Here is a 17,630-nt window from a genome sequence, read left to right on the forward strand (position 1 = left end):
GCATTTGATTCGTTCGGTTTAAGGGTTTTTAATTAATACCCCAGAAAATTTTGAATTTAATGTTTCAGAATAATTGTACATAAGCTTATGTTTAATTGAATTAATTATTCATCAGTAAATAATTATAAGAATCTGTATCGGTATCATGTATTATTGAAATTGTAGCAGGTGTGGCAGAGAAATGAGTCGTAGCTTAAATCGTTATTTCAACAGCTGATTCCTATGACAACTGAGCCAAAAAAGAAAGATTCATCTCCTGGCATCCTGAAAACGGACGGCGGCAAAACTGAATCCAATGCAATCGAAATTCCATCAATTGCATTGCCCAAAGGTGGGGGTGCTATCAAAGGTATCGATGAAAAGTTTTCTGTCAATGCTGTCAATGGTACGGCCTCCTTTTCTATTCCTTTGCCGGTATCACCTGCCCGGGGCACATCACCCGCACTTAATTTATCTTATGGCTCTGGAAGCGGGAATGGTGTATTTGGGTTGGGGTGGTCGATCAGCTTGCCTTCCATCAAGCGCAAAACTGACAAAAAACTCCCACAATACTTCGATCATATAGATTCCGATGTTTATCTTTTTTCTGAGGCAGAAGATCTTGTGCCCGAATTCAAAAAAGAATCGGATGGCAGCTTTAGCAAGGATGCGGTACAAAACTATATTATCAAGGAAACTGATTCAGCCGATGGCCAATTTATTATTCGTTTTTATCGGCCTCGCATTGAAGGATTATTTGCCCGGATTGAGAGATGGCAGAATAAAACAAACGGCCTGATCAAATGGCGTGTGATCACCAAAGAAAACGTCACCACGTTGTTTGGCTGGAGCGCCGGTTCGGTCATTGTTGACCCGGCAGATAGCAGTAAAGTGTATGAATGGCTTCCAGAATTTGTTTTTGATGATAAAGGCAATTGTGCGCATTATCTCTACAGGAAAGAGGACGAGAAAGGATTCTCAGATAAAGCACTGCACCATAATAACCGTCTTAAGAATGGCAAAATCACCTACACCAACCTCTACTTGGAAAAGGTACTGTATGGAAACAAAACACCCTATAAAAAATTCAATGATTCCTATCCCGCTGAATCTGATTACATGTTCCAGACCGTATTCGATTATGGCGAGTACGATAACAATGCGCCTTATTCGAAAATAGCCGATTGGCAGTTTAGAGCGGATGCCTTCTCGGATTATAAGTCCGGCTTTGAAATTAGAACCAGCCGCCTTTGCAATCGTGTTTTACTGTTCCATTTTTTTAGCGAATTACCGGGTGGTTCAGCATTGGTTAAATCGCTGAATTTTGCTTACGATACATCTCGGCAACAAGGTTTTACTTTTCTAAAATCGATTACGTCTTTCGGTTACATTAAAAAGCCAGATGGCAGTTATAGCCATAAAAGTCTGCCAGCCACCGAATTTAAATATCAACAACATGCCTGGAATAATGAAATCAAATCTCTCCCATTAGAGGATTTAATGCATGCACCAGCAGGGTTGGATGAATCCGATTATCAATTCACTGATTTATTCAATGAAGGGCTTTCGGGGATACTATCCGAGCAAGGCAATGGCTGGTTTTATAAACATAATCTGGGCAACGGAAAGTTTGAACCAGCCAAATTGGTCACGCCTAAGCCATCATTTGCCGGACTGGGTTCGCAACTGCAATTAATGGATCTCGACGCTGATGGAGGTAAGCAGCTTGTGAGCCTTAATCAGGAGCCGAGGGGCTATTTCGAGTTGAATGACGAGGAAGACTGGGAGTCGTTCCGGACCTTTGAAAATCTGCCTAATATCAATTTTAACGATTCGAATACGCGCATACTTGATCTGAATGGAGATGGCAGACCAGACATTCTGATTACCGAAGATCAAGTGTTTACGTGGTATGAATCAAGAGGCAGGAAAGGTTACGAATCCGCACTTAGAACTGAAAAACCGATTGATGAAGAAGCAGGTTCGCATATCGTTTTTGCGGACAGTAGGCAAACCATCTTTTTAGCGGATATGTCAGGCGATGGGTTAACCGATATCGTTCGGATTCGAAATGGTGAAGTATGTTATTGGCCGAACCAGGGTTATGGAAAATTCGGGCAGAAGATAGCGATGGATCATGCGCCGGTATTTGATGCGCCTGATGCTTTCAACTCAGCTTATTTACGCCTGGCAGATATTGATGGCTCAGGCACCACAGATATCATTTATCTGGGTAGAAATAAGTTGAGTTGCTGGATGAATTTGAGCGGTAATAGCTTTGCCGCGACGCCATTTGAAATCGACAGTTTTCCGGACATTCACAACCAGGCAAAAATTACTGTAACCGACCTGCTTGGTAACGGGGTGGCCTGTATTGTCTGGTCCAGTCGTTTAACTAAGAATGCCCGATCGCCATTGCAGTACATCGACCTGATGAGCAGTAAAAAACCACACATCATGGTCTTCTACAAAACCAATTTAGGTAAGGAAGTTTCGCTGGAGTATACCCCTTCCACCAGGTTTTATATTGACGATAAGCTTGCCGGAAAACCCTGGATCACCCAATTACACTTTCCAGTGCATTGCATTTCCAGAACAGAAACCCGGGACAACATATCCGGTTATCGTTTTGTCAGTTCTTATACCTACCATCATGGCTATTATGATCAAGCCGAACGGGAATTCAGGGGCTTTGGCATGGTGGCACAAACCGATAGTGAACATTTCGATCATTGGATAAAAGCCGATGCCACGAATATTGCCGACAAAACACTGCATCAGGAACCTGTGGTTACTAAATCCTGGTTTCATACCGGCGCTTTTATCAGTACAGAGAAAATCCTCAATCAATTTGCCAGTGACTACTGGCATGAAGAAATGCGACGGCAGGGCTTTACCGTATCAAACCTCGAAACGCCACTGAACGACGCTCGATTGATTGTAGCGCCAGGGTTGGATTCTTCTATTTTAGATCATTTGAATTTCGATGAATGGCGGGAAGCGTTACGTGCCTGTAAGAGTATGGGATTGCGCGCGGAAGTATTTGCCAAAGATGCCATTAAATCCGGCAATACTGAAGCGGCGAAGAAGAAAGCGCTCACGCCCTATTCCGTGGCTACCCATAATTGTGTCATTGAATTGCTGCAACCCAAAGGACAAAACCAGCACGCCATTTTCATCGTCAAGAAAAGCGAAGCCATTACCTATGGCTATGAGCGTGATAACGAGGATCCGCGCATAGCGCATACTCTGAATATCAAACTGGATGAATACGGCAATATTCTGGAATCCGCCTCGGTGGTTTATCCAAGGGTAAAAACCGAGACTGCCTTGCCACCTGAAACACAAGCTGCGCAAAATCAGACGCTGATTACGTATACGCACAATCGTTACACGAACGATATTCATACCGGTGATGCTTACCGGTTAAGAATGCCTGCGGAAACCGTTACCTATGAATTAAAGGGAGTGGCAAAAACCAAGTCGCTGTACTCAGTAAGTGACTTTAAAAACATTTTGACCTCAGCTGTTGAGGTGGAATATCACCAGATTGATGTCAATCCGGTATCTGGAACGCCACAAAAACGTTTAATCGAGCATATTTGCACACTTTATCGTAGTAACAATTTAACCACACCATTAGCGCTGCACCAGCTTGAGTCGCTGGCATTGCCGTTTGAGAACTACCAACTGGCCTGCACCCAAAATCTTTTGACTGATATTTATTCGAATAAGGTGGATTCAGCGCTAATGCTTGAAGGGAAATTTACGCAGTTTGCCGGCGACGGCGACTGGTGGATTCGTTCAGGCACCACGCAATATGTCGAAGCCGCAGAAAATGCTGTCGATGCGCAAAATCGTTTCTATGTGCCTGTTTCGTATACTGAACCCTATGGTGCGAAAACTCGGGTCAGATATTACAGCGATTATTTTCTTTTCATTGAAGAAACCGAGGATGCCTTAGGTAACAGACAAAAGGCAGCGCAGTATAACTTCCGTACTTTAGCGCCCACAAGAATGCAAGATCCCAACCATAATTTCTCGGAAGTAATGGTCGATGAACTTGGTTTCGTCAAAGCGTTTGCTTTATTCGGCAAGGGAAATGAGGCCGATGATCTCAATGGCTTGAGTGAATTTGTAACAGATGCGGAAAATAATCTGGTTGATGATTTTATTCAGGCCACAACTTCCGATAGGCTGGTGACACATGGCAAAAGCCTGTTGCAACACGCTACAGCACGGTTTGTTTATGACCTGCACGCCTATCAACATTCTGGGAAACCCGCCGTTGTCGCCTCAATTCTGCGGGAAGCGCATTTTCAGAAAAACAGTGATTCGCCCATTCAGCTGAGTTTCGAATATTCCAATGGCCTCGGTCAGGTCGTAATGAAAAAGGTGCAAGCTGAGCCAGGTGTGGCCAGGCAAGCCATTGTAAATCCGGATAATAGCTACACCATAACCGATATCGACACGGCTGCGCTAAATCCTGAACAACTGCGCTGGATCGGTAATGGCAGAATTATCCTGAACAATAAAGGCAACGCCGTCAAGCAATACGAGCCGTATTTTTCTGTCACACACCAATATGAGGACCTTAAGGAACTGGTCGAATCCGGGGTGACACCGATTATGTATTACGATGCCTTGGGACGGTTGATTAGAACCGACCTGCCCGACGGCACGCTTTCACGAACTGAATTCGATAGCTGGAAACAAGTGGTTTATGATCCCAACGACACTGTTCTGGAATCGGATTGGTATCAAAAGCGAACCAACCATCTGATCGATACTGAATTGCTTGTGGCAGGCAAAGATCCTGACAAAGAGAAATTCGCTGCCGATCAAGCAGCCAAACACGCCAATACGCCTACAGTGCTGCATTTCGACACACTGGGCAGGCCTATTCTGTCGATCGATCATAATCGAAGCGTGACAAACGGCGCGGATGAGTTTTATCACACCCAAGTCGCTCTCGATCTTGAAGGAAATTTACGGAAAGTGACCGATGCCCGTGGCAATGTCGTAATGCAGTACAAATACGACCTGCTCGGTAACAAGGTTTATCAGCGCAGCATGGATGCCGGTCAGCGCTGGCTATTGATCAATATTCTCGGTAACCCGTTACGTACCTGGGACGAACGCAACCACGAATTTCAATATTTTTACGATGTCTTGCACCGTGCCACGCACAGCAAAGTCATCGGGGGCGATGGCAGCGCACTGCTGGATCATATTTTCGACCGGATTTTATACGGTGAAGCTGAAACTGACCCCGAACTGAAAAATCTCCGAGGCCAGATCGTTAAACACTACGACACCGGCGGCGTGATTGAAACACCGGAATATGATTTCAAAAGCCAGCCGAAATTCACTACCCGCAGGCTCTTTAAGGATTACAAAAACGTAGCCAACTGGCTGGAGGCCAATTTAGCTATCGACCTGGAAACGGAGCGCTTTACCTTCACCACCGAAACCGATGCACTGGGGCGTATTACCAGCCAAACCGCGCCGGATGGCAGTCTCATTATCCCTTTCTACAATGAAGCGGGTTTATTGAATGCTGAAACTGTAAAACATACTCATCTGGCAACAGCTACGGACTACATCAAAGACATCAATTACAACGAAAAAGGCCAGCGCAATAAGATTATCTATGGCAATGATGTCATGACCCAATTTTATTACGACAAAGAGACTTTCCGCCTCATTCGTCTGGAAACCAGGCGGCAGAACAGCGATCCGTTGCAGGATTGGCGTTACAACTTTGATGCTGTGGGCAATATCACGCATATCGAGGACAAAAACAGTCCTGTAGTCTTTTTTGATAACCAGAAAATTACCAGCGTTGCACAGTATACGTACGATGCGCTATACCGCCTGACAGCAGCGAGCGGCCGGCAAAACAATCAGCCTTTATCGTTTGACAGTAAGGATAACTGGAATGATGCTGCGTATATCCAGCAGTTAAATCCTGGCGACCCGATGGCGATGCGCAATTACACGCAGTCGTATCAATACGATGCGGTCGGCAATATTCTGCAAATGCGCCATCAGGCATCCGGTAATGCCTGGGTGCGCAATTACAATTATCAGGCGGCTAACAACCGATTGATGAGTACGCAAATCGGCGTGAATACCTACACTTATCCGCATCATGCGCAACATGGCTTCATGACGGCCATGCCGCACCTGGAAGACATTGGCTGGAATTTTAAAGAAGAGCTGATAAAGACCATCCGTCAGCGCCGCACCGATGGCGGCACGCCGGAAACCACTTATTACCAGTACGACGGCCAGGGCCAACGCATCCGCAAAATTACCGAGAATGCCGCAAATGCGGGTGCGGAACCGACAAAAAAAAACGAGCGGATTTATATCGCTGGTTATGAATTGTATAAGCAGCATAGCGGTACCGATGCCGGGTTGGAACGCACCAGTCTGAGCCTGATGGATCAACAACACCGCTTTGTGATGATTGATGTCGAAACCAAACCCCGAGTGATTGTAGGCATACCAGCAGGGCGCACCAGTCCTGAACAAACGGTGCGCTATCAGTTACATAATCATCTCGGTTCGGCGGCACTGGAACTGAATGAGTCGGCTCAGGTGATTAGTTACGAAGAATACCATCCCTATGGCACGACGGCGTTTCAGGCGAAGAATGCCGGGATTAAGGCGGCGGCCAAGCGTTATCGTTATACGGGTATGGAACGGGATGAGGAAAGCGGACTGGAATATCACTCGGCGAGGTATTATTTGCCTTGGCTGGGAAGGTGGGGGAGTGGTGATCCAATTGGGATTAAAGATGGGGTGAATATATACATCTATGCTAAAGGGAATCCTTTACTATTTAAAGACGAAAAGGGAACCGAGACGACACCTCCGCCACCTCAAATACATCTAATTGAGCAGTTTACCCTTCAAACCAGGGCAACACGGACTTCTTTCTCCCAGGAAGCTAATATCCGGCTTTATGTCAGGAATATCGCATTAATGTGGGGCGAAAATCCCAGTGATTATCAAGCGGGACATCATCCTGCTACGCCTCAATGGAGTACGCCCCCTGGCGGAGTGCAGTGGCTTGGTCCACAGCACCGGTTGGCAAACCTGGCGCAATCAGCGCAGGAGGCGGCTGACCGGAGAGCAGCAACAGCAATACCCGGTGCATACTTCCGGACTGATAGGACTCACACAGGAGCGCCAATACCTAACCCACCGCCTACCGTGCTTTCGCCCGATTTAAGAAGCATTATTACCTGGACACCCTCTCCCAGTACTCCTGCACCAGCTATTTCACTTTCTACAACGAGCCCTGGGACTACATCGCGTCTTGGTGTTGGCTCTGCCCCCCCGGCTTCAACGCCAACTCCTTCAACTCCGAGGGTGCAATTATCTTTTGATTTTGATAGCCCAACAAGTACGCCTGCTCCAAGATCTTCACCTACTGTTTCAAGAGGCCCGGGCGCCGGTACCGCTGTTGGCACAATGCTGATACCCGGAGCAGCTGAAGCAGTTGTTACAACTGAAGCTTTAGTGCCATTGGCAGCACAGGCAGGTTTGCCAAGATTGATGGCCGCTGCAGCTTCAGGAGCAAGAGCTCCCGGACCAGGATTGGTTGGCGGTGCAGTAGGCGCTCCAGCAGGAGTAGTTGCAGAAAGCGTTGCAAGAGACGCCGGAATGAGTGAAGCAGCTTCAACAGGAATTGGAGCAGGCACTGCTGTAGTTACTGGTGCTGGTGTCGCAATGGGAGTGGCCGCTGTAGGCGCAGTGATTGTTTCTGCACCCGTTACTGTGCCTCTTTTAGCTGGGGCTGCTATCGTTGGCGGACTTACAGCAGGTTTTGGGTACCTGATGTCTCGCGCGATGCGATGAGATTGTTGTGAAGATGAAGTCCGTAAGAAGGAACCGCCGGGCGCGATTCACCGTTTCATTTCGATGCCTGGGCGGTGCTTCCGGATTACATGCACATGGTTTGGACATTGCCGTCAGGCGATGATGATTTTTCCAACCGTTGGAAAGCTATCAAAATACGTTTTGTGCAGAAACGGCCGTGTACCGGACGACGTTCGAATGTAAGCGTCGCCAAAGGAGGACGTGGCGTGTGACAATGGCTGAACGAGAATAGGCAAGTGGAAAAATTGTTTTATTGAATTTTAATTTGAAATAAAAACCTTCCCCTGTTAAGGAGGATACGATGGTAACTTTTAATCAAAAAATCAATTTCTTTAAATTTGACTTAAAAGCCGAGAAACAACAAAAAGCTTTTGAAGCAGTGTTCAATGAAAATAACGGCAATTGGGCCGCCATCAAATCCCAGCTTTCCGGGAAGGAAGGTTTCACTGATGCGGTGATCCAGAATCTGGAATTTACCCATCAGTTGGCCGACTGGAGCCATAACAACGCCAGGCTGGTTTCTGTCTTTCAGAAAGACAGCCAAATCAATTCAATGCGTGACCTTGCATTGAATCTGAACAAAACCGCACTCGTCGAAAAAATAAAAGTGGCTGCGCCGGGGGAGTCCGAGGAAGGTAGACGAACTTTTGCACTGAACCTGCATCGCGAGTTGTTTCATCTTGAACCAACAGCCATGTTGGTGAATATGATCAAAGACCCCGAAATCCCGATATTAAATGATGCGGTGGGCGCCAATGTTGCATCGGTTTTGGTCAAGCAACCCGATTTCAATATCAGGACTACTTCCATTTATGAGCTCTTTAAAAATGAAGCAGTCTGGAAAGGCATTCCGGTGGAATCGCAGGAAGCAGTTAAAATGCAATTCAAAAACCTGCAACGTATTGCGGCCGTCAGCCCGCTAGCAGATGCAGTACCAGTTCTTTTTAATGCCAACTTGCAATCGGCAATGCGTATTGCTGCCTTACCCAAAGCACAGTTCATCGCGGCGCTCGACGAGAGTGACCTGGACGAAAATACGCTGTTGCAGATCCATGACAATGCCCAGCAAGCGCAAGTACGCAATGAACATTTCCTGATGTCTATTAGAGAAGCGGCTCAGCCTACAGGCGTGGCAATGATCGATAAGAGTCTGGGCTTGACGGAACACGCAGCAGCTAAAAACCTGAGGCCAGTCGGCGCAGCAGTGGTTGAAACACAGTCAGTTGCAGATCAACTCAATGAAAATATTCTCAAACACAATCTCTCGTGGGACCTGCTGTTCGGTGATGCGGATTTTTGTGAGTGTGGCGAGTGCAATTCAGTCTATAGTGCAGCGGCTTATTATGTGGAACTGCTCAATTTTTTGCGCAATAACAACCTTGATCCTGATGCAGGCGGTTCGATAGCAATTAAATTCAATCCCAAGGATATTTCCGATACGCCTTTGGAAAAGCTTTTTGATCGCAGGCCAGACCTTGGTTGCCTAGAATTGACTTGTCAGAATACCAATACGCTGATCCCTTATGTCGATCTGGTGAACGAGGTGATGGAAAATTATGTCGCTTTTAAATACCTAAAACCCTTCAATGTCAACGATGAAACCAGTGGCGAGTTACTCGCCGCCCCGCAGCATACCGAATATCAGGCCTACTGCATCCTGAAAAAAGAAGTCTATCCATTTACCCTGCCTTATCACCAACCCATCGATGCAGCACGAATTTATCTAAAATTCCTTGATACCAGCCGCCATGAATTGATCGATACTTTCCGAAAAAATAATGACGGAGAAGATGCCGGTCTGACCGACCTTAAGGATGAGGCCTTGAATCGGGCAGCGGATGCCGAATTCTTAGCGATAACCATGGAAGAGTACGTCATCTTGACCAAAGAATGCTTTGAAACCAAAGCATTGATGGATAGACTGAAAAACAGGAACCATACCGATGGTGAATACAAATCATTGATTGGCGTTAAGCCGGTTAACGAGTATTACGGTTATGATGACGAAGCTACGATGCTGGGTGAGGAAGGACTGACGCTCATTAAGAAAACGTTTCTGCGGCGCACCGGCATTGATTACTTCAATTTAGTCGATTTGTTAAAAACCCAGACCATCAATCCCTGTCTGCCTAAGGGCAGATCAAAAGTGATCATGGAGAGCCTGCGTTTCAGCTACCGGTTTTTGCAGAATTACGCCAGGATTCATGGTATCGATAAAATGGCAGAAGATCTGGTGAAAATGGAAAAATTCGCCGATTGGGTGCCATTAATCAAAGAACAGATTGAACTGCTGACCAACAAAAAGGTGTTGAGTTGCCCGGAATCCCGTTCGTGTGAAACCGGGATTTGCGATAAGGACATTATCTGCTGGGTGAAATACCAATTCGAAAAAATCGGCAAAATGATCGTGATTGAGAGCGGAAAAGGGTGTGTTGATGGGCGAATCCTGAGTGGTAATAATCCACCTTCAATGCTGAATGTCACTTCCAGTATTGCAGCATTGTATAAGGTTGAGGACTGTAAAATCTCTTATGAATTCCGTGATCGAGTTGTAGAACTGGGAAGTATTGACAAGAAAACTGGAAAAATAACATTATTAAATAATAATCCAGAAGAAATAAATCCAGATAATTTTAAAAATTTATCATTCATTGGCGAAAAAGGTGAGAGAGGAATCTTCCTGGTCATTGAAAATGAAGTTTATCTGACCTTTACCGAACAAAAAGATAATTGCAATTTAGATACTGCATTATTGCAACATTTAGATGGCACTGCGCTGACAGTTGAGGAATACGACCGGATTCATCGTTTTATTCGTTTATGGCGCAAGCTGGGCTGGACGATTGACGAAATTGACAAAGCGGTTGTCGGATTGAGTGTTGCCAGAAATCAGGAAAGTGGCGGTTTGAGTCACTCGGACGAGAGCATCTGCGATGATGGTAGCGATGAATGTGGCGATGTTGACGGTGATTGTGGCGATTACGAAGAGGAAGCCTGCGCTCAAGTTTTTGATATTACCCCTGAACTTATCCATCAGTTAGCAGCCGTCAGAAAACTGCTCGATAAAACCGGTCTTGAGCTCATCAAATTGCTGAGTTTCTGGGCAGCAATCAGTACTTCCGGAGAGAAATCCCTTTATCAACGCTTATTCCTGACGCACAACGTCTTGGGGATCGACAAAATTTTCAGAGCGGATAGTAGCGGTAATTATTTATCGGGGGATGCCAAACTGTCCGAACACGTTCCAGTGGTGATGGCGGCGCTCAATTATTCCGCCGATGACATTCAGTTAGTCAAAGAAGCAACTGCGATGGAAGATAAGCTTACCCTTGATAACTTATCCCTGCTTTACCGCTACCGGTTATTAGCCAAAATACTCGGATTAAGAATTCCTGCCTTTGTCGGGGTTTCGCCATTGTTCGGCAATATCTTTGCAAATGCCCATGCGACGCTGGCATTCATGAAGCGCTGGGGCAAAATGGAAGATGCCGGATTCAGTCATCAGCAATTGAATTACATCATAAGAAATGTAGATGATAAAAGGAAACCGTTTGCGCCCACTCAAAAGGAAATTCTACAACTCAGCAAAACGCTGTACGATGGCTTGAATGCGATTGATGAAGCGCACAAGGATTTGACAGCCGATCCAGCGATTACCGATGCAGCGTTGAAAAAAATCAATATTCAGGAACAGGGTACGAGTACTTTAGTGCGTGCAAAAGCCAGTTTATTGTTTGATGCCGGTATTGTTGAGAAAATTTTAGCCTATTTGGAAGGCAGCAATGTATTTATAACTAATGCGCCAAAAAATCTTGATTTCACTTTGCCGGATACCCAAACACTTAAAGCAAAACTAAAATATGACAAAACGCAAGGCACGATCCAGATCACCGGTATTTTAACCGACAGTGAAGCGGCAAATTATCAAACGATTAGCAATGACCCATTGTGGGTCAAGGCGCTTGAGCGCATTCAGAAACAACAGGATAAACTGTTTAAGGAATTGCTAATCGGCATTTTTAAAGACGAAAAAACCAAAACGAGTGCCGAAAAAGCGTCACTCATAGCGATTATCAAATCAGGAGACATTACTGTTGCACTCGACCAAATCCCTGAAGGTGAGGCAGACTCAAATACGGCACCGCAAAAACGCGTAGCATTCCTGGATATTTTCTTACCTTATTTGCGCCAACAATTAACGTATCGTTTTGTAATTGATACACTGGCCAATTTTGCCGGAGTCGACAGTAAAATTACCGACGTACTGGTATCAGAAATACTCAAACAGGGAACGCCCGTTGCGCCCGTTTATGACACCTTTGAAAAAATCAAGGATAGCAGCAAGCCTGCTGAAGCAAATTGGAGTGGATACCTGATTCCTGCAGCAGATGGCAGTTATACATTTATTGCCAGAGACAGCGATAATAAACCTGTTATCAGTATTGATGGGGTTAGTTTGGATTTTACCGTGCAGGAAGATCCAACCAATGAGTGGTGGAGTGCGATGCTGTCGCTCCAGGCCGGTAAATTATATAAATTGTCTACGACAGGTATCGAGCTTAGACATATTTTCTGGAAAACGCCTGCTTCTGCAATTACTGTCCTGCCATCATCTGCGTTGATACCTGATTTTGCTTCCAAACAATGCGAGCCGGCTTTGATAGCGTTGAAAAAAGCCGCCATGCTGGTTTCTGGTTTTGATTTAAGCGCGGATGAGCTTCGGTTCTTCGATAAAAACAAAATTGAATTTGAAAATCTGGATTTCAATGCACTGACACTTGAACATTGGTTGCGCCTGGAGGCTTACGTCCGGCTGCGTAATTCGTTGCCGCAAGCCATACTGAACATGCTCGATTTCTGGAATTGGGTTTATGATGACGCATCCGACCCTGCCGGGCTCAGCGAAAAGATTGCTGCATTGACGGCGTGGAAGAAAGATCGCATCGAAAAATTGATTGCCGAGGATCATTTTAATCTCGTTAAATTAGCAGATTATCGTAACGAAGAAAATCTGCTCAAACTGCAAAAAGCCTTGAACGTCGCTGACAAAATCGGCATGGATATTGACTCGCTGTTTGATTGGGCGATACCGACCTCCAGATTCAAAAAATGCCGTGCAATAGCTGATGGCATCAAGAACAGCATCCGTGCCAAATATAATCAAACGGATTGGGAACAAGTCGTCAAACCTTTGAACGATGAACTGCGCAATCATCAACGCGATGCTTTGACTGCCTATCTGCTGCAGCAACCGGAGTTAATTGCCTGGAATGTCACCGATGCCGATGGCCTGTTCGAATATTTCCTGATTGACGTGCAGATGGATGCCTGCATGGAAACCTCGCGCATCAAACAAGCCATTTCATCCGTTCAGCTCTTTGTACAGCGTTGCTTCCTGGGTTTGGAAGAAGAACATAATGGAATTCAGTCAGATGTTTTAGACAGGCCGCGTTGGAACTGGGTGCAGCATTATCGGGTATGGGAAGCCAATCGAAAAGTATTTTTGTATCCCGAAAACTGGATAGAAAGCAATTTACGCGATGATAAAAGCGCATTCTTCAAGGAGCTTGAGGGTGAGCTTTTGCAGAAAGACATCAATAAACAGAATGTCACCGATGCCCTGAAATCTTATCTGTATAAAGTTGATGACGTGGCCAATATGGAAGTTGTGGGTCTATACATTGATGGTCAGAGAACAACAACGCCAGAAGGTAGAGTGAAGTGGAGCAACAGTGCAAAACTCCATGTATTTTCGCGTACTCGCAATGCGCCTTTTTTCTTTTATTACCGTTATTTGGCACTGGATGAAATGAATTGGTATTCATGGGAAAAAATACAGGTGGATATCCCCAGTTACGACGAGGAAAACGCGTTCACACAGGAAATAAAAGGAAATGGCTGCTACCTTGTTCCAGTCGTCTGGAATGGCCGTTTGCTGATCTTCTTTCCGCAAATAATGAAGAAAACCAAACCTTCAAATGATGGCAGTAAAAAAATAAAAGACGTGGCTGAGGATAGCGTTAACACCTCCAAACCCGTGGAATATTATGAAATAAAAATGGGGTGGAGTGAGTATCGCAATGGAAAATGGACGCAGAAACAAATAAGCAGGAGTGCTGTTTTATCGGACCCAAGAGATGCTGCTAATGATATCCAGTATTTCAAATTTGTTCCCATTATCTATGAAGAAAAAGTGCTGATTGAAGTTGATGATAATCTGGATAGTGATGGCGGATTTAAAGGCGCATTTGAATTTAACGGCAATACGCTACGAACTGGCACTGCGGTTGTTACGTCACCGATCCCTATTAATTATTTTAATCAAAATGATGGAAAGATGTATTCATGGCAGATAGATTCTGCAAACTTAACAAGGCAAAATACGGATATTTACTTTTATGAAGATAACGCAAAAGAAAAAATACAGGGATTAGATTTTTCTCAAAGCGAATTTTATCATTCGAAAACGCAAAGCCTTTTAGGCAGAATCAATCTCGGTCAGCTAACTCTTTTTTTTAGCGACAACTTATCAATGCCCGCAAATGATTTTGGTCCTTTTGATCAGGATGCAAGTGCGGCTACCCCGGACATTTACCATGAGCTCAAACGCCCTTACTCGTTGTACAACTGGGAGTTATTTTTTCATACGCCCATTCTTCTGGCGGATGCGTTAAGTAAGGCCCAGCAATTTGAGGAGGCCATGCAGTGGCTCCACTTCGTATTTAATCCCATTGCTGCAGGTAATGCGGACAACCGTTTCTGGCAATTCAAGCCATTCAAAGAAATTAACAGTCAGCAGGTTCTGGATAGCATTTTTAATAATCTCAAACCAAATGAGAAGAATGATGCCATTAACGAATGGCGGAATAAGCCTTTCATGCCCCATGTTGTGGCCAGAAGCCGGCCGGTTGCCTACATGAAATGGGTGGTGATGAAATACATCGATAATCTTCTGGCCTGGGGTGATTATCTGTTCCGCCAAGACACCATTGAAACACTTAATCGAGCGACTCAAATTTATGTGTTGGCAGGGCATATCCTCGGACCAAAACCCATGATGATACCCAAACGTGGCAAAATTAAACCGCAAACCTATCTTGGCTTACTGGATAAGTGGGACGCCTTTGGCAATGCGGTGGTTGAACTGGAGTTGGCAGCACCTTTCAGTAATCAGACTGCTTTACCTTTTGGGACGATCAATAACGAAATGGTTTTTGCCAATATTTATGGTATCGCTTCGTCTTTATATTTCTGTATCCCCAACAATCCAAAACTGATGGGGTATTGGGATACATTGGCTGACCGGCTATATAAGATACGACATTGTCTCAATATACAAGGCGTATTCCGTAAGCTTCCGTTATTTGAACCGCCAATTGATCCCGCCTTATTGGTTAAAGCGGCTGCGCAGGGATTAAGCATCGCATCGGTTTTAAATGACCTTAATACGCCGATGCCGAATTACCGCTTCTATTACTTATTACAAAAGGCATTGGAATTATGCAATGAATTAAAATCACTGGGTGGCGCTATGTTGTCAGCAATTGAGAAAAAAGACAACGAAACCATCGCGCTAATCCGGACAAGGCATGAGAACGTGATGCAAAATCTGGTGATGGAAATCAAGAAAAAACAATTGGAGGAAGCGCAAAAGAATATCGACAGCCTGCAACAAAACCGTAAGGGGCCGGAAGCCAGGATGAAATACTACCTAAAACTGAGCGGCCTGGATGAAAGTTTGATGCCCAATGAAACGGTGGAATTCAACGGAATACCCAATGACATTGTGACCGTCGATGGGGATAGCGGATTAAAATTGATTCCGTTTGAGAAAGAGGATATGGATAAGGCGGGTCAAGCCCAGGACAAACAATTAGCAGCTGCACTGCCAGAGAAAATTGCGAGTATTTTGCATATTATTCCTAACTTTAGTGGAAACATTCAGCCTTTTGGGATTGGCATGTCAATTTCTGTTGGCGGTTCAAATTTTGGCGCCGCTTCACAAGCGTGGGCTAAATTTTTACAACTTGATGCCAGTGAACTCACTTATGCATCAACAAGCGCCGGTAAGAAAGGTGGTTTTACCCGCACCTTGCAAGAGCGCATCTTCCAGGCGAATGCTGCCGGTTATGAGCTCAAACAGATTGACAAGCAAATAACCGTCCAGGAAATACGCATCAATATCGCCAATCAGGAAATCACCAATCAACAAAAAGCAATCGACAATGCCAGTGAAGTTGAAGAATTCCTGAAGAACAAATACACCAGCGAAGAGCTATATACCTGGATGCACGGTACTTTAAAAACCTTGTGTCGTCAGATTTATAATCTTGCATATGATCTCGCTAAAAAAGTCGAGAAAACCTATTGTTTTGAGCGCGGCATCAGTAGCGCCAACTTCATTCAGGCAGGTTATTTCGATGCAGGACGCGAGGGTTTGCTGGCGGGCGAGCAACTTTACGTGGGACTCAAACAGCTGGAAGCTGCTTATCAAAATGAGCGCGGCTATGATTATGAAATCACCAGGCACATTTCTCTCAATCAACTCGATCCGTTGGCATTGATCGCGTTGAGAGAAACCGGAAAATGTGAATTTGTCATACCGGAAGTGTTATTCGACCTGGATTATCCCGGTCATTACAAACGCCGCGTCAAATCGGTATCGCTATCAATTCCCTGTGTTGCCGGTCCTTATACTGGCATTAATGCAACCCTCAGTCTGTTGGAGCACAAATTCCGCAACACGGCGATAGGTGGCAAGGGATACCAAGAAAATACCGAAGAGACGGATGAGCGCTTTAGTACTTATATCATCCCAATCAGTGCGGTAGCTGTGAGTTCGGCGCAGAATGATAGCGGAATGTTTGAACTTAATTTCAGGGATGAACGCTATCTGCCGTTCGAAGGTGCGGGTGCTGTCAGCAAATGGCGCCTGGAATTACCCGCAATTCGCCAATATGACTACCATACGATTGCCGATGCGATTCTCCAACTGAAATACACTGCCAGTGAAGGTGGCGAACGTCTCAAATTGGCAGCAACGCAATCTTTATCAAAACAGCTTGAAAATATTGAGCAAGCACTGAATGAGACGGGATTGCATAGCATGTTAAATATGAGGCACGACTTATCAAATGAATGGCAATCTCTGAAGAAAAATGGCTCCGTTAAGTTAACCATTGCTAAATCCAGATTGCCGTACTTTACACAGGTATTTGCAAATACAGCTATAGAAGACGTAATGTTTATTGCCAAAATTAAGAATAATCCAAATTCTTACTCGATCAATATTGATGGCGAGATTACTGATTTGTCAAAAATCAGTAATGAACTGAAACTGTGTCGTGGCAACAACAGTGACATTAAACTAGATAACGAATTCGAGTTGTCAGTTGACTCTGGATCATTAGCTAATCTTGAAGAATTAATGTTGATAATTAAATTTAAAATTTAAAATTTTAAATTTAATTTCTTCTGTATGCATTGTCTCTTTGGATGCTTACGAAAATATTGGAAGCTGATTTACATAATTCTAGGTCAACTGCTTACTGGGTCTATAACTGGGACTAAAAATTTAGTCAGTACTGTTTATTTGTCACTGTGGCCATTAATAACTAAACATAACTGCATCATATTAATGGTGCTGTTGCGCGGAATCGAACCGCGGACCTACTGATTACGAAACTTGGCTGCAAATTATAGATAGTTATAAATCAAACACTTACAACGCTTGCCACAGCCAAAATCAGTGTCAACAA

General features: G+C 44.8%; 3 protein-coding genes. All 3 read left to right on the plus strand.

The genetic code is table 11. The features are described 5' to 3' along the window. Positions 1-222 precede the first annotated feature (222 nt). The 3 genes from C8R11_RS08210 to C8R11_RS08220 all read left to right on the plus strand — a co-directional run bounded on the left by C8R11_RS08210 (position 223) and on the right by C8R11_RS08220 (position 17,326). On the plus strand, positions 223-7,851 hold the full coding sequence (locus C8R11_RS08210; RefSeq protein WP_107795280.1) for a SpvB/TcaC N-terminal domain-containing protein: 7,629 nt from the start codon (positions 223-225) through the stop codon (positions 7,849-7,851). Positions 7,852-7,946: 95 nt separating this feature from the next. After that, positions 7,947-8,084 carry a hypothetical protein gene (locus tag C8R11_RS16965; RefSeq protein WP_219908568.1) on the plus strand — a complete coding sequence of 46 codons (138 nt, stop codon included), beginning with the start codon at positions 7,947-7,949 and terminating at the stop codon, positions 8,082-8,084. Between the two features lie 89 nt (positions 8,085-8,173). Then, a complete protein-coding gene (locus C8R11_RS08220; RefSeq protein ID WP_107795281.1) occupies positions 8,174-17,326 on the plus strand; it encodes a Tc toxin subunit A-related protein in 9,153 nt (3,050 codons plus the stop codon). Positions 17,327-17,630 lie beyond the last annotated feature (304 nt).

Origin of the sequence: Nitrosomonas aestuarii (assembly GCF_003046585.1) — a bacterium.
Lineage (GTDB): Bacteria > Pseudomonadota > Gammaproteobacteria > Burkholderiales > Nitrosomonadaceae > Nitrosomonas > Nitrosomonas aestuarii.

Coding starts and splice junctions, on each gene's coding strand:
- C8R11_RS08210 (WP_107795280.1), top strand. CDS start 223: ATGACAACTGAGCCAAAAAAGAAAGATTCATCTCCTGGCATCCTGAAA.
- C8R11_RS16965 (WP_219908568.1), top strand. CDS start 7,947: ATGGTTTGGACATTGCCGTCAGGCGATGATGATTTTTCCAACCGTTGG.
- C8R11_RS08220 (WP_107795281.1), top strand. CDS start 8,174: ATGGTAACTTTTAATCAAAAAATCAATTTCTTTAAATTTGACTTAAAA.